The 21,599-nt window shown below is 65.4% G+C and carries 12 protein-coding genes; 9 read left to right on the forward strand and 3 right to left on the reverse strand.

All coding sequences use genetic code 11. From position 1 onward, the window contains the following. Positions 1-50: 50 nt before the first annotated feature. Positions 51-1,817 (forward strand): DUF6538 domain-containing protein, encoded by a 1,767-nt coding sequence (locus ACG00X_RS21295; RefSeq protein WP_394491306.1) that lies wholly within the window; start codon positions 51-53, stop codon positions 1,815-1,817. A gap of 173 nt (positions 1,818-1,990) precedes the next feature. Here the strand turns inward: ACG00X_RS21295 and ACG00X_RS21300 are convergent, their stop codons facing one another. Next, positions 1,991-2,716 carry a single stranded DNA-binding domain-containing protein gene (locus ACG00X_RS21300; protein WP_394491308.1) on the reverse strand — a complete coding sequence of 242 codons (726 nt, stop codon included), beginning with the start codon at positions 2,714-2,716 and terminating at the stop codon, positions 1,991-1,993. A gap of 95 nt (positions 2,717-2,811) precedes the next feature. Beyond that, positions 2,812-3,669: a DNA-binding protein gene (locus ACG00X_RS21305; RefSeq protein ID WP_394491310.1), complete on the reverse strand. Its 858-nt coding sequence runs from the start codon at positions 3,667-3,669 to the stop codon at positions 2,812-2,814. Between the two features lie 326 nt (positions 3,670-3,995). On the opposite strand from ACG00X_RS21305, the gene ACG00X_RS21310 reads away from it, so the two are divergent. The 4 genes from ACG00X_RS21310 to repC all read left to right on the forward strand — a co-directional run bounded on the left by ACG00X_RS21310 (position 3,996) and on the right by repC (position 6,782). Then, positions 3,996-4,445 carry a hypothetical protein gene (locus ACG00X_RS21310; RefSeq protein WP_394491312.1) on the forward strand — a complete coding sequence of 150 codons (450 nt, stop codon included), beginning with the start codon at positions 3,996-3,998 and terminating at the stop codon, positions 4,443-4,445. A 174-nt stretch (positions 4,446-4,619) separates the two neighbouring features. Next, on the forward strand, positions 4,620-4,826 hold the full coding sequence (locus ACG00X_RS21315) for a helix-turn-helix transcriptional regulator (protein ID WP_394491314.1): 207 nt from the start codon (positions 4,620-4,622) through the stop codon (positions 4,824-4,826). Beyond that, entirely contained in the window at positions 4,819-5,703 is an 885-nt protein-coding gene (locus ACG00X_RS21320; RefSeq protein ID WP_394491316.1) for an AAA family ATPase, read from the forward strand. The genes ACG00X_RS21315 and ACG00X_RS21320 overlap by 8 nt, the downstream gene beginning before the upstream one ends. Continuing rightward, positions 5,700-6,782 carry a replication protein C, IncQ-type gene (repC, locus tag ACG00X_RS21325; RefSeq protein ID WP_394491318.1) on the forward strand — a complete coding sequence of 361 codons (1,083 nt, stop codon included), beginning with the start codon at positions 5,700-5,702 and terminating at the stop codon, positions 6,780-6,782. The genes ACG00X_RS21320 and repC overlap by 4 nt, the downstream gene beginning before the upstream one ends. Positions 6,783-7,292: 510 nt before the next feature. Here repC and ACG00X_RS21330 read toward each other — a convergent pair. Continuing rightward, positions 7,293-8,006 carry a hypothetical protein gene (locus tag ACG00X_RS21330; protein WP_394491320.1) on the reverse strand — a complete coding sequence of 238 codons (714 nt, stop codon included), beginning with the start codon at positions 8,004-8,006 and terminating at the stop codon, positions 7,293-7,295. 135 nt (positions 8,007-8,141) lie between these two features. Here ACG00X_RS21330 and ACG00X_RS21335 point away from each other — a divergent pair, with 135 nt between their 5' ends. Genes ACG00X_RS21335 through ACG00X_RS21350 form a run of 4 tightly spaced genes read left to right on the forward strand, consistent with a single transcriptional unit; the run spans position 8,142 to position 21,516 of the window. After that, positions 8,142-8,318, forward strand: a complete 177-nt coding sequence (locus ACG00X_RS21335) for a type II toxin -antitoxin system TacA 1-like antitoxin (RefSeq protein ID WP_288472977.1) — start codon at positions 8,142-8,144, stop codon at positions 8,316-8,318. Positions 8,319-8,342: 24 nt separating this feature from the next. Then, positions 8,343-13,676: a DEAD/DEAH box helicase gene (locus ACG00X_RS21340; protein ID WP_394491323.1), complete on the forward strand. Its 5,334-nt coding sequence runs from the start codon at positions 8,343-8,345 to the stop codon at positions 13,674-13,676. Between the two features lie 6 nt (positions 13,677-13,682). Continuing rightward, entirely contained in the window at positions 13,683-16,532 is a 2,850-nt protein-coding gene (locus tag ACG00X_RS21345; protein ID WP_394491325.1) for a helicase-related protein, read from the forward strand. Between the two features lie 4 nt (positions 16,533-16,536). Continuing rightward, entirely contained in the window at positions 16,537-21,516 is a 4,980-nt protein-coding gene (locus tag ACG00X_RS21350) for an Eco57I restriction-modification methylase domain-containing protein (RefSeq protein WP_394491327.1), read from the forward strand. Positions 21,517-21,599: the final 83 nt, after the last annotated feature.

Here is a 21,599-nt window from a genome sequence, read left to right on the forward strand (position 1 = left end):
CTAAACATGGTTGCCACACGGTCTGTCACACAACCCATGTGGAGCAGACCATGAAAGCAGTCTCTGAATCTATCTACGCCCGCGGCAAGCAGGGCATCCTCTATGTGCGCCGCCGCATCCCGGCGGCTCTTCGCGCGGCCTACCCGCGCGGGCAGGAACACATCCTCCGTAGCCTCGGCACGAGCGACCGTCGACAAGCCAAGGAGCTCGCACGCACCGAACTGACCCGGATTGATGCGGAGTTCCAACAGCGACGGCGCGAGCTCGACCTCGGCAGGGCGTCACTCGCTGCCAAGCGCATCTCGAAACTTGACGACGAACAGTTGCGCGGCGTTGCCAAGTTCTGGGTGCGTCAGGTTCTGTTGAACGACGAGCACTACCGGGAACAAGGCCTGGGGGACGTCGAGTTCGAGGACCTCGGCGACCAGCTCGCCACCCAACGCGCCGAGCTCGGAAGGATGCTCGCACAAGGCAAGAGCCTCGGCGTGTTTCCGGCCCTGCATGGTTTCCTGTACCTCTGTGGGCTCGACTTCAATCCGGACGGGGACGAAGCGAGGCGTGCCTCCAACGTCTTCCTGCGGGCAGTGGTCGAGAGTCTGGACCATCAGCTTGCTCGACAGCGAGGTGATTTGGTCGACACCGCCAAGGTGGCATCGGAGGGTTTGCATCCACTGCCGGCAGTGGCTCCCGAGCGCGCACCCGAAGACCCAAACGCACCGACATGGGACAAGGTGTTCGCGACCTGGCGGGACTATGTCGAGAATCGCCCCAAGCCGACCACCATTGCGTCTCAGACCCCCTGGCGTGACCTGCGCCGCTACGCAGCGAGCCAAGGGGTTCGCCAGCCCGGTGAGGTCACGCCGGAACTGATGACCGCCTTCGCGCAGGACATGCGGTCCCGGCTTGAGGTGCCGACCATCAATGAGCGGCTTTCCAAGCTCCGGGCCATCTACAAGATTGCCGTGGGCAAGCATGTGTTGCCTTTTAACCCGGCCGCGAACACGCTGGGCTTCAAGGAAAGCAGTGTCAAGAAGCGGAAAAAGCGTCGTCTGCCCTTTGATGCGGGCGAACTGGCGACGCTATTCGGTTCAGAGGTCTTCACCGAACACAAGCGCTCGCAGGGGCAGTCGGGCGAGGCCAGCTACTGGATTCCCATCTTGATGTTCTACACCGGCGCGCGGCCAGAGGAGGTGGCGGGCCTTGCCCTGAGCGACCTCGCCAATGATGAAAAACTTGGCTGGTACCTGCGCATTGTCGACAGGCCGAGCGACGAGGACAGGGACCTGTTCGACGATGCCGAGGTGCCAGAGTCGCACCGGCGAACACTCAAGAACGCGGTCTCTATCCGTCGGGTGCCGGTGTCACGGGAACTGGTTGACCTTGGCCTCCTGCGATATGTTGATTGGCTGCGGTCCAAGGGGGAGACGGTCTTCTTCCCGACCTTACGCAAGGACTTCCATGGCAAGTTGTCGGGCTCCTTCTCCAAGTTCTTCGGTCGCTACAAGCGCAAGCTCGGCATCGACGACAGCCGCAAGGTTCTCTACTCGCTCCGCCACTGCATGAAGGACTTGCTCGAGGCGGCCGATGTTCCGACCAAGTACTTGCAGCGGGCGCTGGGGCACACCACCGGGGATGGCACTGTGACCGACGGCTATGGCTCCGACCTGCCATTCGACCGCCTGGTGAAGCATTTCGCGCGCATCAAGTTTCCTGCTATCCCTGCGCGTCCTTGGGAGCCGGGGCGCGGCTTCGTGGTTCTGAACGGTCAAGGGCGTCGGGGACGCAAGCCGTCGCCCAGGTCTGGCGTGCGAAAGTAGGCTGTTGAAGATGCCTGAGGATTGCAGCCGGCCCCTCTGATAGGCGGCCCCAAACGCTTGGAGGCGACGAGAGAAGAAGGACCAACCCGCCGGGTGGTCCTTCTCGAATTGCTCGAACGTCAGCGGCTTGATGCCTGCGTTGGTCTTAGTGGCCTTACATTGTTGAGCCAGGATTAGCTTGTTCCCTCCGCCGCGACTGAAGCAGGCTTGGCAATCTTGGCCGCCTCGAACGCGATGATGAGCAGCGTCCCGGTCGGCTTGCCTTCTCGAGAGAGGTAGTAGTCCGTCTTGAGCTTGCCAGTGACCTTGACGAAGTCGCCTTTGTCGAGCGTCGGCTTGTCCTCCTTCATCACCCGCACCGTGTACCACGTCGGCTCGTTGTCGACGCCCCGTTGGCTCTCTGCGAGCAGTTCGTCTGACAGCGCAGGTTGCTTCAGGCACAGCTCGCGCAGCGGCGCGAGTTCGTCGGCCGTGGCCACACCGGGCAGGACCCAGCCAGAGCGCTCACCCTCGTCGCCCAGCATGAAGCCGTAAGGCTCATGTTCCAGCGCGTCGAGGTAATGGCGAACCTCCTCGGACCACATGGGCAGCACGAAGCGGTGCTGGTGCGCGCCGACCTGGTGGGTGAACAGCGCGTAGCCGCTGCCTGTCGGTGAGGTGAACGCACTGGCCCGGTGGCCGACCTCATACACCTTTGACGACATCAGCAGCTTAAACATGCGGTGGTCAACATCACCGCACAGCATCCAGTGGCCGCGGAGCTGGTCAGCCACGCCTTGCTGTCCCGGCGGCATACCCGCTTGGACTTCTTCCGGCGACATGATGGTTGCGGGGAACAAACGGGCTCGCTGGCCGGTATGCCTTGATGGCGGATAGCTCAGGGTCTTCAGGGAATCCATTCTTTGGCCTCGTGTGCGCGGAATTGCGCTTCACGTGTAGCGACCGTCGCGCGCTACGCGAAGGCCCTGGCGGGTCAAGGAGCGCACGGGCCTATCTATCGAGAGACTGCGAAGGTCAACAGCGGACTGGTTGGCGCCGCCCAAGGACCATCGGATGCCGGCCGTCGCCAAGGCAGATAGTTGTCGTCGAGCCAGCCGAGTTCAGCGTGCTGCTGCCGCCCATCTGCCCGGTACTTCGGAAGCCAGACTGGAAGGTCCTGCACAATGACGCGCCCGACCAGTACCTCGCGCAACGCCTTGTGCGTAGGCCCCATGGGAACCTCCTTGGCCTTCCAGACTTCGTACTCGTCGGGCTGCTCGCCGACCTTGAGCCGACAGCGGCCGTCGTCCAGGCTGAGGGCGTCCTGGTCGCGCTTGAGTGCTGAAAGCGTCGCACTGACCCTATTGCGGATGCGAGGTGTTCGGCAGTAGACGACCACTCGACGCAGGACGGCGCCGACCGTGGTCGTGCGACCGATGCTGAGCACCTCAGCGCATAGCGATGCCGCCCGTTGTGAGCCGCGGGCGCTGCAGTCGACCTCGATGGCGGTCAGCCCCTCTGCTTCCAGTACCACAGCATCAGGGCGCAACGAAATCCGGCGTGCTTTGCCACGCACGGTAGCGGTCGCCACGAGCAGGCCCCCGCGCATTGGCGAGCCCGGATTGGCCCCCTCATTGAGCTTGGCGAGCAACTCGCGCTCGGTCAGCGCCTGCAGACCACGCTGCTCGGCGCAAAGCACCAGACACTGAGCCCAGAGCAGGTGCTCCGGGTTTGTCATGTCGCTCACCCGCCGAACCGAAGCCTGGGCCTCGATACCGCGCTCGGCCAGCCAGGCTGCGCCTCGGGCGGTGAGGCCATAGGTCGTCTGGAACCGTGCCGTCTTGTAGCGCCTCAGCAGGTTGGCCTTGACCATCCCTCGGACCGCGCGCTGGGCAGCCCCCAAGGCCGTCTTGAACGGCCGCTCGGGGTAACAGGCGACGGCAACATCGAGCGTGCGGATGACCCGGAATCGATTGGCCAGGGACAGCGCGATGGTCCAGCTGCGAGTCTGGAGCTCGTTGGTCGAGAGTTGACCCGACAGCCCCCGTTGAAGCGTGCCCCGGAGCTTCCTCGGCAGAGCGATGCTGCCGACGGTGGAAGGTCGAGATGTGCCACTGGGGCAGGCGGCGGCTGGCCTCTCGGCACTTCCCGTGGCAGGCAGGGTGTTACCCGCGTTACCCCGCTGCGGGACCATAGAGGATGGCCGACGAGTTGGGGGTGACCTACGGGTACATCAACCAGCTCCGTAGCGGCGTCCGCCTGGTGCGGCAAATCAGTGACGAGTTCGCCGTCAACTGCGCCCGCTATCTTGGCGTCCCTCCCGTGGTCGTCAAGATGATTGCCGGCCGAATTCCCATGAGCGACTTCGTGCACCCGCGCGAGCCGCTGGAGGACGCTGTGAACCGTGCCATGGCCCAAATGCTCGACGACCCGGTCGCCAGGCATGTGCTTCCGGCCGACATGTCGCAGCTGAGCCTGGAGGCCAAGCAGTCGCTCGTCGCGATGTACCTCGAGTGCTCCGGCCGTGACCTGCTCGGCGCCCGCCAACTCCCCGAGTTGGTTCGATGGCTACAGCGTGCAGCCACCATTCACGACGAATCGTGCGCGGAGGCCGTACGTGGTCACAGGGACCTGGCAGAAGTGGATTGAACCGGACCTGACGTACCGGGTGATTGAGGGGCGGGCTGCGGCTCGCCCCTTTCCTTTCTGAAGGCAATAAAAGTCGAGGCTAGACGTGCCAGCTGGGGCCGAACCGATGCTCCAGCGGGCACGAACGGGCGCAGCCGGTCGTCACGTGCTCTGCACACCGGCGTGGAGCATTCAATGCCCGAAACCAAACCCGTCCTCGACCTTAGGGACCTCGCAAGCCTTCTTGGCCGCAGCCCGGAGACCATCCGCAAGGACCTTCACCGCAACCCCGCCGCCGTCCCGCCGCGGCTGGTCATCACCGGCACCCGGCTACTGCGCTGGCGTGCAACGGACGTTCACGCGTGGCTGGCCCAGCGTGTCGAAGGAGCCCGCCATGTCTGAGCAGGCTCTGAAGAATCCGTTCTCCAGCCCGCTGAACATCGCTCACATGCTGCGCCATCCGCCGCCACCACTGGACCACGTGTTGCCCGGGCTGCTGGCTGAAACGGTGGGGTTGGTTGTCGGCCCCGGTGCGGTCAGCAAAACCATGTTGGCCCTTCAGATGGCGATTGCCATGGCCACCGGCACGCCTTTGCTGGGCGGCCTTGTAGGCGGCGCTGGTCCCCGCAGCGCTGAGCCTGCGCGGGTGGTCCTGGTGCTGGCCGAGGAATCGGCGCACGTGGTCTGGCACCGCCTGCACGCCATCGCCAGCGTCCAGTTGGCTGCCACCGACATTGACCCTCACCACGCGGCCGACCTACTGAGCCAGAACCTGGTCATCCATGCTCTGGCTGGCGGGGACCAGGTGAACCTGCTGGGTGACTGCTGGGAGAAGACGCCAGCCGGCGAGATGCTGCGACGCGCGTGCGAAGGCGCCCGTCTGGTCATCCTCGACCCCATCCGCGACTTCCACAACGCCGACGAGAACGATGCCACCGCCATGAAGAGTCTGGCTCGTCATATCGCGAGCTATGCCTACTCGACGCACGCGGCGTGGCTGCTGGTCCACCACACCAACCGTGCTGCGGCGCTGCAGGACTATGGGGGCTCGGCAGATGCCGCGCGAGGCTCGACAGCGCTGCCGAACGCCGTACGTTGGCAACTCAACCTCAGTCGGCCCACGCGCGCAACCGCCAAGCAGTTCGGCATCGCCAAGGAGCAACTGCACCGCCACGTACTCCTGGACATCCCGAAGGCCAACTACGTCGCCACGACCGACACCATGGTGCTGACGCGCGGTCCACATGGCGTGCTGATGCTCTTCGAGGAGGCGGCATGACCCGCGCCGCAATGAAGAATGCCTCGGTGCCGCCGAGGGTGGTGCGACTGTCGCACCCGTTCGGTCTCTGCCAGCTGTTTCGACCGCTGGCCAAGGACGGGTCGCCACGGCCCGTATTGAACGAAACCTATCAGTACGGTGAATTGAGCCTTCGCTTCAGCGCCCGAGAAGCACTGGGGGTGCCAGAGCAAACGCTGCTGCTGGCTCTGCTGGAGCTGGCTCAGGAGCAGCATCGGCGGCGCCCTTCGGAACACCGTCTGGACCAGGCCGACCGCAGCGAAGTAGGCTCTCTGCTGTGGGCATCCCTGCACGTCCAGGCCGAGACCGAGGCAGCTCAGGACCTGCCGCCCACGCTGAGGCTGGCGTGCTCATGGAGCGAACTGCACCGCCGTTGCGGCGCTGCGAGCGTGGGCGGCTCCGCGAACGACGCTCGTCGCGAGTCCCTGACGCGCCTCTGCGAGGTCACAGTCTGGGAACGTGACGGCGTCACGCACAAGTTGCGCTCGTGCCGCTTGGTCAGTTGGCTGGTCGGCGACAACCAGCGCGTTCATGTGGCCCTGAACCACCGCCTCGCCGCAGCCTTGCTGTCGCCGGGGTATGCACAGGTGCTCTTGTCGGAGCGGTTGAGCCTGCCGTCGCACACAGCGATGCTGGTGCACGCGTTTCTGTCGACTTGCCTCGGTCAGGGTAAGTCGATGTCCATCGGGTACGAGACCTTGGTGGAAAGGCTGTGGCCGTCAGGCGGGACCCCGGTTCCGGCGAGAAGGCGCAACCGCCGCCTCAGCGACGTCAGGTCGGCAGTGGCCGCCATCGGCCGCTTGGAAAACTGGAAGGTTGAGCTGGCGTCGACCGTAGCGGAGGTGACCCGGATGAAGTCGAGCGCCTGCGCGTCGAATGGCATGCCGACTGCCGGCGCGGAGCCCACGGAGCTGCGCGCACCGACGCCAGCCGCACGCGAAATGACGAGGCCCAGTCTTTTCGCGCTGCATTCCTCGTCATATGGCGAGCAGCCGTTCTGGCAAAAGCTGAGCACCGACAACGGTTTGCCGCGAAATGACGAGGCTCGTACTACCTTGTAATAGACAGAAGTGTGGGCCCTGGCAGGGCGCGGCCAATGGCCCGCTCCCTGCCTTTGCCGGAGTGCTTCGAGCCCTGGCGAGGGCGGCTGCCTTAACCACCAACCCGCTGCCCCTGGAAATGGTCGGCACCCCCATCTTGCCGCGCGGCAAGACGCCGACCGATGGCCCTTGCCAGGATGACCGTCGTTACCCTGGTTACCGCCATCCATGCACAGAGACAGCGGGCAACCCGATGGCTGCGCCCTTCACCGAATCTGCCGCTGCGCGGCTTTGTGCATGGGCACTCAGATGGCCTACCTGGCCGAGGACTGAAGTGACAGCGCCAGTTTCGCGACTGGAAACCGTGCAAGGGACACACGTTGGTGTCCCCGAAACGCCCTTGCAGTGGCTGGGCAATCGCCTCTCACTGAAATCTTGCCGCACGGCAAGACCGGCGTTGCCAAGTTTGATGCGCTGAAGAAATGGGCGGGACAGCCGATGCTGTCCCGCCCGAAGTACGCCGCTGCGCGGCTACGGCAGCGGAGAGTGGATGACCTCTGTGCCAGCGGAAGACGCTCCGGCGGGTCGCGTATGCATGGCGCGCTGATAGGTCTCCATCAGCAGCACCGCATTCACACCCCTGGCCGAGACCATCACACGGATGTGTGTCGGCTGTCTTTGGCCGACGGGCGGCATGACGGCGTGCGGAGCCATCAACTTCATTCCACCCAGGACCATGCCGAACACCGCCTCCTCGGCTGATACAGCCTTGGGAGTCGCGCTTTTCATCAGGTCCTTCGGCCGACCGAACAGGCCACCACCAGCCAAGAACGTCAGTCCGGTGGTGGACATCGGGGACTCGACCAGCATGAGCAATCGGTCCTGCTCGATGGCCTCGCGCAGCCAATCCATCGCGCCAAGCTCCCACATCGGGACGACCCAACGCCACTGGACGTCACCAATCTGCGTGACGAGCACGCACATCGGCAGTCCACGGTCGAGCTCTATGACCATGAACCGCATCGGCTGCGGCCCGCTCTGGCTGGCCATCAGCTCGATGTCCTCGTCACTCAACACCGCGTGCAGCGCCCACCCTCGGGCGCGTAGGCTCGGGTACTGCTCCGCTGCCGTGGGGGCCACGTCCTCGGGGGAAAGCAGGGCCGCCGGACGAGCGCGATGGCAGTTGCCGTACAGCTCGTTGAGAAATTGCGGATGGGCCGCTGAATGGCCAGTGCCTTGTCGCATAAGCGCTCCAAAAAAGTTGTCCTGTGGAGCGACGTGTAGCGACCGAAATGCCGCCCCACGAACAGAGGATGTCCATGAAACGAGATGGCGCGCATCTGCGTTACATTTGCGGTACTCAACCGCGTGGACGCTTCCATGGAACGAAAGACAGAAACCCTCAACCTCCGGGTCTCGCCGGAGTTGAAGGAGCTGATTCGATTGGCGGCGGACCGAGAACACCGGACCCTGGCCAACTTCATTGAGGTGCTGGTCCGCAAACACTGCGATGAACAGGACATCCAGGTCCAGCTAAAGCAGCCACAGAGCCGCTGAGCGACCAACACAGGGAGGAGAACAGTGGACGTCTTTGAATTCCGAGAACACCTCGTCGGCGAGTACGAGCAGTTCACCCGCAGCTTCACACGCATCCGGTCCGATGACATTCGGGCCTTCGTCGACCGCGAGTACGACAGCCAGCGCTACTGGCCAGAGCCGCTCATCCAAATCAACCCGAACTACCGTTCGGGGGGCACGGTCGATGAGCTGGTCCAAGCCGGCCAGCTGAGCCCCGAGTGCTCGGACATCTTCCGTCTTGGCAAGTCGGCCAGTTCGGCCGGGGTGACACTGCCGTTGCACAAGCACCAGGCCGAGGCCATCAGCTTGGCTTTGGCCGGTGAGAGCTACGTCCTCACCACCGGCACGGGCTCCGGCAAGTCCCTCAGCTATTTCATCCCCGTCGTCGACGCCTGCCTCAAGGCCAAGAAGGCCGACCCCACGCCGCGCACGCGCGCCATCGTCATCTACCCGATGAACGCGCTAGCCAACTCCCAGCTGGAGGAGCTGAAGAAGTTCCTGGGCTCTGACCCAGCGACCCGCGCTGTGAGCTTCGGCCGTTATACCGGGCAGGAATCGGACGAAGAGCGGCAAGCCATGGCGGCCAATCCGCCGGACATCCTGCTGACCAACTTCATGATGCTCGAGCTGCTGATGACCCGGCAGAACGACATCGACAAGGCGGTGATGCGCAACGCCAAGGGCTTGCGCTTCCTGGTGCTGGACGAGCTTCATACCTACCGTGGTCGCCAGGGCGCCGACGTCGCGCTGCTGGTGCGCCGCGTGCGCGAAGCGCTGGCCGACGAGCTCATCTGCATCGGCACCTCGGCCACCATGGCGTCCGAGGGCAGCCAGATGGAACGCAACGCCGTCGTCGCACGAGTGGCTCGCCGGCTGTTCGGCACCGCCATCGCCGACCGCAACGTCATCACCGAGACCCTGCGGCGCACGACGCCCGAAAGCCAGACGCTCGAATCCATCCGCAGCAGCCTCGGCCCCGCCATCCGGTCCGGCGTTCCCGCCGACCTTGGCTTTGAGGCCCTGGCTGCCCACCCGATGTCGGTCTGGGTCGAATTGACGCTGGGCCTGACCTACGAAGACGACAAGCCACGGCGCGCACGTCCTCGCACCCTGGCCGACGCCGCCAAGCTGCTGCACGATGCCTCCGGCGAGCCTATCGAGACTTGCCTGGCCTACCTGCAGCAGTTCATGTTGCGGGCCTACGCCGTCACCGATGCCGCCGGCAAGAGCCTGTTCGCGTTCAAGCTCCACCAGTTCATCGCTGGCGGTGGCAAGGTCTTCACAACCTTGGAAGCGCCGGGACATCGTGCCATCACGCTCGACGGTCAGCAGTTCGTCTCGGGCGATGACGAGCGGCAGCGCCGCTACTACCACGTGCACTTCTGCCGCGACTGCGGCCAGGAGTACATCCCGGTTTGGGATACAGACGGCCACGAGGGCCGGACGTTTAACGTTCGCAGCATCGAAGAACGGCAGCACGACGACGAGCAGGTCAAGTTCGGCTTCCTGATGCCGGATGGTCGAGGCCTTTGGGACCCCGAATCACTGGAACGCTATCCGGAGTCCTGGCTCGAGGAACGGGCCGATGGCGAGTGGCGCATTAAGTCTGGCCAACGAAAGTTCCTTCCCCAGTCGTTGAAGGTGCGACCTGATGGCGTTGTCAGCACCGACAGCGGCCTGCCAAGCTGGTTCATTCCGGGCGCCTTCCGCTTCTGCCTGGCCTGTGGCGTGTCGCACACGACGTCCGGCAAGGACGCCCTGCGCCTGACGTCGCTTTCTGGCGAGGGTCGCAGCTCGGCGACGACGATGCTGACGTTGTCGGCCCTGCGCTACCTGTACGAGCAGGACCAGGAGTTGTCGTCCGATGCCAAAAAAGTGCTTGGCTTCTCCGACAACCGGCAGGACGCCGCGCTGCAAGCCGGGCACTTCAACGACTTCCTGCAGGTGCTGCTGACCCGGTCGGCACTGCTGTCGGCGGTGCGCAAGGCCGGCGGCAAGGCACTGTCCGAGCGTGAGGTCGCCAACGCGGTCTTCGAATCACTCGGGTTCCACCGCGATGACCCCGCCGTGCGTGCCGAGTACATGCAGCAGCCGGAGGTCAAGGGCAACACCCGACGGCAGGTCCAGGAGGCCATGCGCGGCATCCTGGGCTACCGCAGCTACTTTGACTTGCGCCGTGGCTGGCGATTCAACAACCCCAACCTCGAACAGCTCGGGCTGATTCGCATCGGCTACCAAGACATCGACGACCTCGCCGCCGACGCCGCCGAATGGGCCCAGGCCCCGCAGGTGCTCCAGGCGGCCAGCCCCGCCGAGCGCGCGAAGGTGTTGCGCGAGCTGTTCGACTTCATGCGCCAGGGCCTGTGCATCGCCACGCGCTACCTCGACCGCACAGAACTCGAGCAGCTTCGCACCCAGAGTTACGCCAACCTGTGCGAGCCCTGGGGCTTCACCGAAGACGAACGCCCAGTGCCGTCCCGTTGGTTCGCCACTTCGCGACCGCGCGAAGAGTCTGACCGTCGCGGTCGTCGGGTGGTGGTCGAAGACTTCCTGGTCATTGGCTCCAGCCGCTCCCGCCTGGGCAAGCTGCTACGCCAGGGCAGCACCTGGGGCGGTGGCAACCCCTATTACAAGCACATCAACGACCAGACCTATCCGGATGTCATCCAGGCGCTGCTGCAGGCCGCCGAGTCCTACGGCATGGTCAAGCACGAGGAGACGGATTTCGGTGTGCTGGGGTGGCAGCTGAACGGCACCGCGTTGCAGTGGGAGCTCGGCTCTGGCGAGAGCAAGCGTCAGGCCGAAGACAACGCCTTCTTCCGCAGCCTGTACCTGAACATCGCCGGCCTGCTCGACAGCCCCGTGCACCAACTCTTCGAGTTCGAAGCCCGCGAGCACACGGCCCAGGTCGAGCAGGAAGACCGGATGGAGCGCGAAGCTCGCTTCCGTTTCACCGACAAGGACCGTGCCGAGTGGCGCGGCAAGAACGGCGTCGAACTCGAGTGGCTGCCGGTGCTGTTCTGCTCCCCGACGATGGAGCTCGGCGTCGACATCTCGTCGCTGAACACCGTCTACATGCGCAACGTGCCACCTACGCCGGCCAACTACGCTCAACGCAGTGGTCGTGCGGGGCGTGCTGGCCAGCCGGCGTTGGTCATTACCTACTGCGCCTCGCAGAGCCCGCACGACCAGTACTACTTCCGCGACCCTGTCCGCATGGTGCACGGACAGGTGAACGCCCCGACGCTGGACCTGGCCAACCTGGAGTTGGTCAAGAGCCACATGCACGCCATCTGGCTTGCCGAGACCGGCAAGCGTTTGGGCAACAGCGTGCGCGACCTGCTGGACATGAATCAGCCTGAAGTGCTGCCGGTGACCGAAGAGATGGCGTCGGACCTGGACAAGCCGGAAGCGAAGAAGCGCGCGCATCAGCGTGGCCTGAAGGTGCTGGGCATGTTGACGAACGAGCTGACGCCCACGAACGCGCCTTGGTACACAGACAAGTGGGCCGAAGCGGTGTTCCAACGGGCGTACCAAGAGTTCGACGGTGCCCTGCAGCGCTGGCGCGACCTGTACCGCGCCACGGCACAGGCCATCGAGCTGAACTTCAAAATCGAGAACAACCCCGCCGCCAGCGAACGCGAGCGTCGTGAGGCCCAGCAGCGTCACAACGAAGCCCGCAAGCAGCGTGACCTGCTGCTGGCAGGCGACAGCGCCTTCAACAGCGACTTTTACACCTACCGTTACCTCGCCAGCCAAGGCTTCCTGCCGGGCTACAACTTCCCGCGCCTGCCGTTGCTGGCCTACCTGCCGGCTCGGCGTGGCTCCATTGGCCGTGAGAGCTTCCTGTCACGGCCGCGCTTCCTGGCGCTCGGTGAGTTTGGCCCCTACAGCCTCATCTATCACGAGGGCAGCCAGTACCGCGTGACCAAGGCTTTGCTGACCATCACCGGGTCAGACCAGGTCAGCGAAGGCGCTCGCCTGCCCACTGAAATCGCCCGCCTGTGCCCCGCGTGCGGCTACGGCCACTTCCGCTCACAGCGCGACTCGGACCGCTGCATTTCCTGCGGGGCGTCACTGTCCTGTGCTCAGGAAATCAAGAACCTGTACCGCATCGAGAACGTCTCCACCAAGCGCGCCGAGCGCATCACCGCCAACGAGGAAGAGCGGGTACGCCAGGGCTACGAGATGCAGACCACGTTGCAGTTCGCCGAGGCCGAAGGCAAGCTGCAAATGGTCACGACGGTCGTCGAGGATGACGAAGGCCCGCTGCTCGAGATGCAGTACGGCCCGGCCGCAACGGTCTGGCGCATGAACTTCGGCTGGCGCCGCCGAAAAGAGAAGGCCATCCAGGGGTTCATGATGAACCCGGTCACAGGCCACTGGGTTGGTGGCGTCGACGACGGCAACGGCGAGAAAGAGGCCGAGGGCGAGGCCCCGCCGGACAAAACACCGCCGCAGCGAATCGTTCCTTACGTCGAGGACCGCCGGAACATCCTCATCGTGCGCCCGCACTACCGCCTGGGCGAACTCGCGGCTGAAACGCTGACCACGCTGCAGTACGCGCTCAAACGCGGCATCGAGGCGGTCTACCAGCTCGAAGAGAGCGAGCTGATGGCCGAGCCCTTGCCCACGCGCGACAACCGCCAGTCCATTCTGCTGTTCGAGGCGGCCGAGGGTGGCGCTGGCGTGCTGACGCGTCTGGCCACCGAGCCCGACGCTTTGGCTGCGGTGGCTGCCAAGGCCTTGGAGGTGCTGCACTTCCTGCCGCCTCCAGCCGGCCAGCCGTGGGCCCGCAAGACCTTGACCGAAGAGCTCGACCACGATGGCAAGCCCTTGTGTGAGGCCGGCTGCTACCGCTGCCTGCTCTCGTACTACAACCAGCCTGACCACACGCTCATCGACCGCAAGGACAAGGATGCCGGCGGGCTGCTGCTCGACATCCTCTGCCGCCTGGCGGCTGCCCGGGCTCACCAGGGCACGCAAGGTCGCGGGCCGCAAGAGCACGACGCCGAGCTCGCCCGCACCGCAGGCAGCACGCTGGAGCAGGCCTGGCTGGACCACGTCAATGCGCACGGCTACCGCAAGCCTGACCGCGGGCAGCACACGGTCAGCGGCGCCAACGCCTGTGCCGACTTCTTCTACGACGACCTGAATCTCGCTGTCTTCATCGACGGACCTCATCACGAGACCGACACCCAGCGGGCTGCGGACGCCACCATCGACCGAGTCCTCGACGAACTGGGCTATCTGGTGGTGCGCTTCCCCAAGGAGCAGGCTCGCTGGCCCGACATTTTTAAGAACAACGCCGACCTATTTGGTCCAGGCAAGGCCTGATACGACATGAATGCTCCGACGCCGGAATTCCTACCGGGCAGCCTGGTTGCGGCCCGTGGCCGCGAGTGGATAGTCCTGCCCGAGTCCGACACGCAGACCCTGCGCCTGCGCCCCCTGGGCGGCGGTGAGCGCGACGAGACGCTCATCTACTTGCCCCTGGAACGCCAGCCGGTCCAGCCGGCCACGTTCCCCTGGCCCTCGGCGGCCCAGGCGCGTAACCACTCGGCGAGCCAGTTGCTCCTGGATGCACTGCAGCTCAAGCTGCGCAGCGGCGCTGGCCCATTCCGCAGCTTCGGCAACATTGCCGTCGAGCCACGTGCCTACCAGCTGGTGCCGCTGTTGATGGCGTTGAAGCAGCCGACGGTGCGCCTGCTGATTGCGGACGACGTCGGTATCGGCAAGACCATCGAAGGTGCGCTCATCGCACGCGAGCTGCTCGACCGTGGCGAGGTCCACCGCATGACCGTGCTGTGCCCGCCGCACCTATGCGAGCAGTGGCAACGCGAGTTGGCCGAGCGCTTTCACATCCCCGCCGTGGTGGTGCGCTCCAACACCGCCGACCGCCTGGAGCGGGACCTGCTGCCCGGCACTTCGGTGTTCCACGCCCATCCCTACACGGTAGTCAGCCTGGACTACATCAAGTCCGAGCGCCGTCGTGAAGCCTTCCAGCGCTTCTGCCCCGAGTTCGTCATCGTCGACGAGGCCCATACCTGCACCCAAGCCGGCCAGGGCCGTCAGCAGCGCTACCAACTGCTCAAGGGCCTGGCAGCCGACCCAGCGCGTCACTTGGTGATGCTCACCGCCACGCCGCACAGCGGCGACGAAGAGGCCTTCTTCAACTTGCTGGGCCTGCTGCGGGCAGACTTCACCCAGCTGAAGGACCTGCCCGCCGGCCAACGAAGCGACCTGCGCGAAGACCTTTCGCGGCACTTCGTCCAGCGCCGCCGGCCCGACATCGCTGAGTGGCAAGACACCTCGATGTTCCCGGACCGCAAGTCCGCCGAAATCACCTACAAGCTCACTGGTGCTTGGGGTCAGCTCTTCAACGACGTGCTCGCCTACGCCCGCGAGCTGGTCGAGCGCTCTGAAGGCCAAGGCCTGCGCGAGCAGCGCATGAACTGGTGGGCCGCGCTGGCCTTGCTGCGCTGCATCTCGTCATCCCCCGCGGCGGCCGTCAACGCACTGCGAACCCGGCTGCAAGGCGCACTCGGTGAGGCCGAAGGCGCCGCAGCCACGTCGCTGGAGGAGTTCGAGGCTCAGGCCAGCGACCGCGTGCTGGACGGTACCGACGATGCGCTATCCACCGATGACATCGAGCCCGGCGCTCAGACCGAAGACAGCCAGCGGCTGCAAGCGCTGATGACCAGCGCTGCGGCGCTGGCCGGCCAGCAGAATGACCCCAAGCTCGCCAAGCTGCAGGAGCACGTCGGGCTGCTAATGAAGGACGGCTTCCAGCCCGTCGTCTTCTGCCGCTACATCGCCACCGCGCACTACCTGGCTGCGGCCCTGCAGGAGAAGTTCAAGTCCGCCACCGTCAAGGCCGTGACCGGCGAACTGACGCCCGACGAGCGGGAGGCCGCGGTCGACCAACTGGGTGAGAGCGAATCCCGAGTCCTGGTCGCCACGGACTGCCTGTCCGAGGGTATCAACCTGCAGGGCCTGTTCACCGCTGTCGTCCACTACGACCTTAGTTGGAACCCGACCCGACACGAACAGCGCGAAGGCCGCGTGGACCGTTTTGGGCAGAAGGCACGCGAGGTTCGCAGCACCATGTTGTACGGTGAGGACAACCCTGTCGACGGCGCCGTCCTGCAGGTCATCCTGCGCAAGGCCGAGAGCATCCGAAAGGAGCTGGGCGTGCTGGTGCCCATGCCCGACAACGAGGGCAAGCTCACGCAGGCGCTGATGAATGCAGTGCTGCTCCGCAGAGGCCATCTCAACGCCCAATCGCAGCTGGACCTGTTCGGCGAGCCGGCCAAGGAAATCGACCTAGCCTGGCAGAGCGCCAAGGAGAAGGCCAAGCAGAACCGCAGCATCTTTGCCCAGCGCCGCCTGAAGCCCGAAGACGTACTGCCCGAGTGGCGCAAGTCTGCCGCCGTGCTGGGTGGCGAAGCGGAAGTTGAACGTTTCGTCAGCCGTGCCGCATCTCAGCTTGGTGCACCGCTGCAACCGGTGAAGCAGCACTTCAAGCTGCTGACCGAGCACCTGCCGGCTGCGGTGCGCGAGCGCCTCGCAGCTGAAGGCCTTGCCTACACCCTGCGCATCGACTTCCACCAGCCCGCCGCCCAGGGCGCCAGCTTCGTTCACCGCACGCATCCGCTGGTGTCGGTGCTGGCCGATACGCTTCTGGAGCAGGCATTGGACGACGCCAACGCCGCCGTGGATGACGCCGCCGTCGCACGCGCCGGCGCCGCCTTCGTGCGGGGTGTGTCGCTCAAGACCACGGTGCTGCTGCTGCGCATCCGCCATCAGCTCACCGTCACACATGGCAGCCAGACGCGCTTGCTGATGTGCGAGGAAGCCGTCGCCGTTGCCGCCAGCGGCTCCGAGCCCTTTGCCGAACTCGCCCCCGACATGACCCGCCAACTGCTGGGCGCCGAAGCCACCCGCAACATGCCCGCGCCGCTGCGCGACCGCCAACTGCAGACGGCCCTCGACGCCTTGCCCGGCTGGCAGCCGCAGCTGGAAGCCATGGCCAAGGCACGTGCCCAAGCGCTGTTGGCCGACCACCGCCGCGTGCGCGAGGCCGCCGAAGGTCGCGGCAGCTACCAGGTCACCGCCAGCCTGCCCGTCGACGTGATGGGCCTGTACGTGCTCCTGCCCGATGCAGCCGCCACCAACGCCATGGGAGCCTGACGCCATGGCGAAGAAGCCTCTCCACCAGCTCGCCTACCGCGCCATCCGCATCGAAGGCGGCCTGCTCCCCGCTGAGGAACTGACGCGCTTGACCCTCCTGGCCGACCCGAAGGCCAGCGAGCAGACCGAGCCGCAGTACCGCATCGCCAAGGGCCTGAAGTTGCGCGACGAAATGGCCCGCGACTTCAAGATTGCGCTCACCCTCTGGCAAGACTTCCAGGCACTGCGCCGCCGGCAGGATGTGCTGGCGCATGAGGTCACCGTGCGCGAATGGCTGCTGCCGCTGCTGCGCGATGTGCTGCACTTCCATGACGCCGCACGCTGCCCGGCCATTCAGCATGCTGGTCACCAGTACGCCATCGGCCACGCCGGCAATGGTGGCCGCGTGCCGCTGGTCTTTGCCGGATTCGACCAACCGCTGGACGGCGCCGCCGAACGCTTTGGCGAGACCAACCCCGACACCGGCAAGACCCGCCGCCGAAGCCCCTTCATGCTGGCGCAGGAAGCGCTCAACGCCAGTGACAGCTCGCTGTGGGCCATCGTCAGCAACGGTCTGACCCTGCGCATCCTGCGCGACAACGCCAGCCTCACGCGCCCGGCCTACATCGAGGTTGACCTCGAAGCCCTGTTCACCGAAGAGCTGCTGGCCGACTTCAGCGCTTTCTGGTTGCTGGCTCATGCCTCGCGCTTCGGTACGGCCGACACGCCGCCCACCGACTGCCCGTGGGAGCGCTGGCGCGCCGCAGGCCAGCAGGCCGGTGTCACCGTGCGCGGCAAGCTGCGCTACCAGGTGGCCGAGGCGCTGCGGGCCCTGGGCACCGGCTTCCTCTCGCACCCGGCCAACGGCGCCTTGCGCGCCGCGCTGCAGAGCACCCAGGACGGCTACGACCGCCAAGCCTTCTTCGAGGAACTGCTGCGCCTGGTCTACCGCTTCATCTTCCTGGCCACCGTGGAAGACCGGCGCGACCGGGCCACCGGCGAGCGCCTGGTCTTCGTTCCCGATGCCAGTGACGAGGCCAAGGCTCGCTACCTGGCCGGCTACTCGCTCACCTGGTTGCGCGACCGCGCCGTGCGCCGCAGCCAGCACGACCGCCATGCCGACCTTTGGCAGGCGCTGACCATCACCTTTGGCGCGTTGGCCCACGGTCAGCCAGCTCTGGGGCTTCCCGCCCTGGGTGGCCTGTTCGATGTCGACCAGTGCCCGCGCCTGGATGCCGCTCAGCTCGACAACCGCCACCTGCTCGCCGCCGTGTTCCAGCTCGGCTGGTTCCGAGCCGATGGCGGCCTCTCCCGTGTCAACTACCGCGACATGGGCCCCGAGGAGCTGGGCAGCGTCTACGAGAGCCTGCTGGAGCTGGTGCCCGACCTGCAGGGCCTGGCATCGCCCACCACTGCTCGTCTGGCCTTCGTCGGTGACGACGAGACCGATGCCAGCACCAAGGGCAACACCCGCAAGCTCACCGGCAGCTACTACACGCCCGACAGCCTGGTGCAGGAGCTCATCAAGAGCGCGCTGGAGCCCGTCATCGCGCAGACGGTGAAGGCCAACCCCCAGCGTCCGGTGGAGGCGCTGCTCGCACTGACCGTGTGCGACCCCGCCTGCGGCAGCGGCCACTTCCTGCTGTCGGCTGCGCGGCGCCTGGCCGACGAGGTCGCGCTGCACCGTGCGGCTGCTGAGCGAGAAGGTGGGGCCCCGACGCCATCGGACTACCGCCATGCGCTGCGCGACGTGGTAGGCCGCTGCATCTTCGGCGTGGACAAAAACCCCATGGCCATCCAGCTGGCCAAGACGGCGCTGTGGCTGGAGGCCTACTCGCCCGACCGGCCGCTGAGCTTCGTCGACCACCACCTGCGCGTGGGCGATGCGCTGCTGGGCGTGCTGGACCCCAAGGTGCTGGAGGACGGCATCCCTGATGAGGCCTACACCGCGCTCTCGGGCGACGACAAGGCCGTGGCCAGCGCCTTGAAGAAGCAGAACAAGGCCGACCTGAAGAGCTGGCGCCAGATTGCCGGCGGCGACCTGCTGACCCAGGCCGGCCTCGCCGCACAGGCCGTCAGCGTCGAGACCCTTGACGACGACACGCCCGAGCACCTTGCCGCCAAGCGCCAAGCTTGGACCACAGCGCAAGCCGAAGGGCAGCGCAGCAGCTTCGCGAGGCTCGCCGATACGTACGTGGCCGCCTTTCTGGCGCCCAAGCTGGCCGGGGCTGGCGACACGGTCCCGCTATCGGGCTACTTGTGGGGCGTGCTGAGCGGCCAGGCACCCAAGGCCGAGGTGGAGGATGCCGCCCAGGCCCTGTGCCGCCAGCACAGCGTCTTCCACTGGTGGCTGGCCTTCCCGCAGGTGGCGGCGAAGGGCGGCTTCAGCGTGATGCTGGGTAACCCACCCTGGGAGCGCATCAAGCTGCAGGAGGAGGAGTTCTTTGCCACGCGAAGCCCGCTGGTGGCCATGGCCAAGAACAAGGCCGAGCGCGCCCAGCGCATCGAGTGGCTGCGTGAGGGCGTGCTGCTGCATCGCGTGAATCCGGACCTGGAGCGCGCTGAGGGACTGACGCCGCCCAACCGGGCCGAGATGGCGTTGTATGGAAGTTTCATCGCCTCGCGGCGCGGTGCCGAGGCGGCCAGCCTCTACGCGCACGACAGCCGACGCTACCCGCTCACTGGCGTGGGCGACGTCAACACCTACGCTCTGTTTGCGGAAACCTTTCTGCAGTGCACCGCCCCGAACGGGCGAGCGGGCTATATCGTGCCGACGGGCATCGCGACCGATGACTCGACAAAGTACTACTTCGATGCAATCTCGCAGGGCCGCTTGGTCAGCCTGTTGGACTTGCGAACTGGCCCAGGGCTGTTCTCCGAAATCGGGCACCAGCGATTTAAGTTCTGCCTCCTGACTTTGGGTGCCGCGCCAGCAGCGGACTTTGCCTTCTTCGCACTGCAGGTGGACGAACTGGCTGACCACCGCCGCCACTTCCAGCTGACGCCGGAAGAATTCGTCCTCATCAACCCAAACACCCGTACCTGCCCGGTGTTCCGAAGCGAGCGCGACGCTGAGCTCGCCAAAAAGCTCTACCGCTCCGCGCCTGTGCTCATCGCTGATACGCAAGTCGACGGCGATGGCAGGCAACTCCGGCCCGAGGCGAATCCTTGGGGCATCCGCTTCCAGACGATGTTCCACATGTCTGGGGACAGCGGCCTGTTCGCCGACGCCCCCGCCGCTCCAAATCTGCCTATGCGCCTCCCGCTTTACGAGGCGAAGATGATTCATCAGTTCGACCATCGCTGGGCGACTTATGTCGATGCCGCCAGCGGTACGGCGGGCGAAGTTGAAACCGACGATGTCAGTGACACGCAGAAAGCGGACCCCACCCGCTCAGTGCGCCCGCGCTACTGGGTGGAGGAACGTGAGGTACTGGCCCGCATCGCGCGCGTCCCTACACGGGTAGCCCGTGCCTGGCTGGTCCTGCACGCCGCGCGAGATACCGGGGATGCAGTCTCCCTGGATACTGCTCTGGTTGACCTGCTGCTCCCACTGGCCCAGTGGGTGGCCGGCGAGATATTCCACCGCACGGCCGGACCGGAACCTGCAGTAGTTGGATGGACACCGACACAGGCCCACCCCCACATCGCCCGCACGGAAGAGCAACTCAAGGCTCGGTTCCCTCGCCTGAACGAAGTGCTCCGCGGCGAGGGTCTGACAACCAAGAAGGCGCTGGCCGATTTCCCCAAGTGGGCCGCTCAGGACCAGAGTGCGCGACTGGTCGACAGCGAACTCGCGGCCCTTGCCGAGACCCTGCGCACGAGTGCATTGGCGGAGGCGCTGCGTGTTCTTCTGGACCTCTGGATGGACACCCGTAGTCCACGGTGGCTGATGGGCTGGCGAGACATCTGTCGCAGCACCGACGAGCGCACCGTGATTGCATCAGTTGTGCCTCGGGCCGGTGTCGGGCACACGATGCCGTTGTTGTTTGTTGAGCAGCCGCCAGCCCTCAGCGCTGCGCTATTGGGCAACTTGTGCTCTCTGGTTTTCGACTACGTTGCGCGAACCAAGGTCGGCGGCACTCACCTGACATACGGCTATCTGAAGCAGTTGCCTGTGCTTCCACCTGACCGCTATTCCCAGGCAGACCTTGCCTTCATCGTCCCGCGTGTATTGGAACTCACCTACACCGCGCAGGATTTGGATGCCTGGGGCCAAGACCTCGCCGCCTACGACCCCCGACCAGCCCCCGAGCATGGCCGCCCCTTCGGCTGGGACAGCGTACGTCGAGCCCGACTGCGTTCCGAGTTGGACGTCTACTTCGCGGGCCTCTATGGCCTCAGCCACGAGGAACAGTGCTTCATCCTCGACCCGAAGGATGTCGTAGGCGACGACTACCCAACCGAAACTTTTCGCGTTCTCAAGAAGAACGAAATTGACGCCTTTGGTGAGTACCGGACCCGTCGATTGGTTCTGGAGGCGTGGGACAGGTTGTCGTCAAGTGCCCTTCCTCAGCGGACGGCTGCCCCGCCAAGTGCAAAGTACTCGGCGCAATCCATGATTCGCGACGACGACGAAGCATGGCTGGCTGGTCTGGTCGTAGAGCTTCTGACTTCAGCCGAAGACGGCTGCACGGTGGATGAACTGCAGAACCTAGTCATTCGTTCGGCGCATGCAAGCCTACAACTCGGCACGGCAGAAGTCGTGCCGCTGACGAGCAGCGTGGATGCCCCCAAGCTCACACGTGCGCAACACCTTCTCGACCGAATCAGACCCATCGTCGAGCGGCTGGAAGGCTATGGCGCCGTCAGCAGGCGGGTCCAAGGGGCCGCATCGCGGTTCCGTCGGACAGCGACGGAACTCCCCTCAGACATTGCGCGGACACCGGGTCAAGCCGACATCGCGCGCTTACTGCACCTGGCCGAAAGCCGGCGGCAGAAGCAGTCCGCCGATGTGGAAGCGACATCGACTCCGGCGTTGCAAAAGGCGCGCGGCGTGGGCTAACGGGAGGCAGGTATATGGCGGATTGGCTGCAAGCGTTTCCTCGAGTTCGACCGACGCCCCGGCTGTGGGTCGAAACCGTATGG

Source organism: Pelomonas nitida (genome assembly GCF_043555975.1).
Classification (GTDB): domain Bacteria; phylum Pseudomonadota; class Gammaproteobacteria; order Burkholderiales; family Burkholderiaceae_C; genus Pelomonas; species Pelomonas nitida.

Bases quoted from the DNA above. Each gene is read 5' to 3' on its own strand.
- ACG00X_RS21330 (WP_394491320.1), bottom strand. From the start codon at position 8,006: ATGCGACAAGGCACTGGCCATTCAGCGGCCCATCCGCAATTTCTCAAC.
- ACG00X_RS21315 (WP_394491314.1), top strand. From the start codon at position 4,620: ATGCCCGAAACCAAACCCGTCCTCGACCTTAGGGACCTCGCAAGCCTT.
- ACG00X_RS21350 (WP_394491327.1), top strand. From the start codon at position 16,537: ATGGCGAAGAAGCCTCTCCACCAGCTCGCCTACCGCGCCATCCGCATC.
- ACG00X_RS21310 (WP_394491312.1), top strand. From the start codon at position 3,996: ATGGCCGACGAGTTGGGGGTGACCTACGGGTACATCAACCAGCTCCGT.
- ACG00X_RS21335 (WP_288472977.1), top strand. From the start codon at position 8,142: ATGGAACGAAAGACAGAAACCCTCAACCTCCGGGTCTCGCCGGAGTTG.
- repC (WP_394491318.1), top strand. From the start codon at position 5,700: ATGACCCGCGCCGCAATGAAGAATGCCTCGGTGCCGCCGAGGGTGGTG.
- ACG00X_RS21300 (WP_394491308.1), bottom strand. From the start codon at position 2,716: ATGGATTCCCTGAAGACCCTGAGCTATCCGCCATCAAGGCATACCGGC.
- ACG00X_RS21305 (WP_394491310.1), bottom strand. From the start codon at position 3,669: ATGGTCAAGGCCAACCTGCTGAGGCGCTACAAGACGGCACGGTTCCAG.
- ACG00X_RS21345 (WP_394491325.1), top strand. From the start codon at position 13,683: ATGAATGCTCCGACGCCGGAATTCCTACCGGGCAGCCTGGTTGCGGCC.
- ACG00X_RS21295 (WP_394491306.1), top strand. From the start codon at position 51: ATGAAAGCAGTCTCTGAATCTATCTACGCCCGCGGCAAGCAGGGCATC.
- ACG00X_RS21320 (WP_394491316.1), top strand. From the start codon at position 4,819: ATGTCTGAGCAGGCTCTGAAGAATCCGTTCTCCAGCCCGCTGAACATC.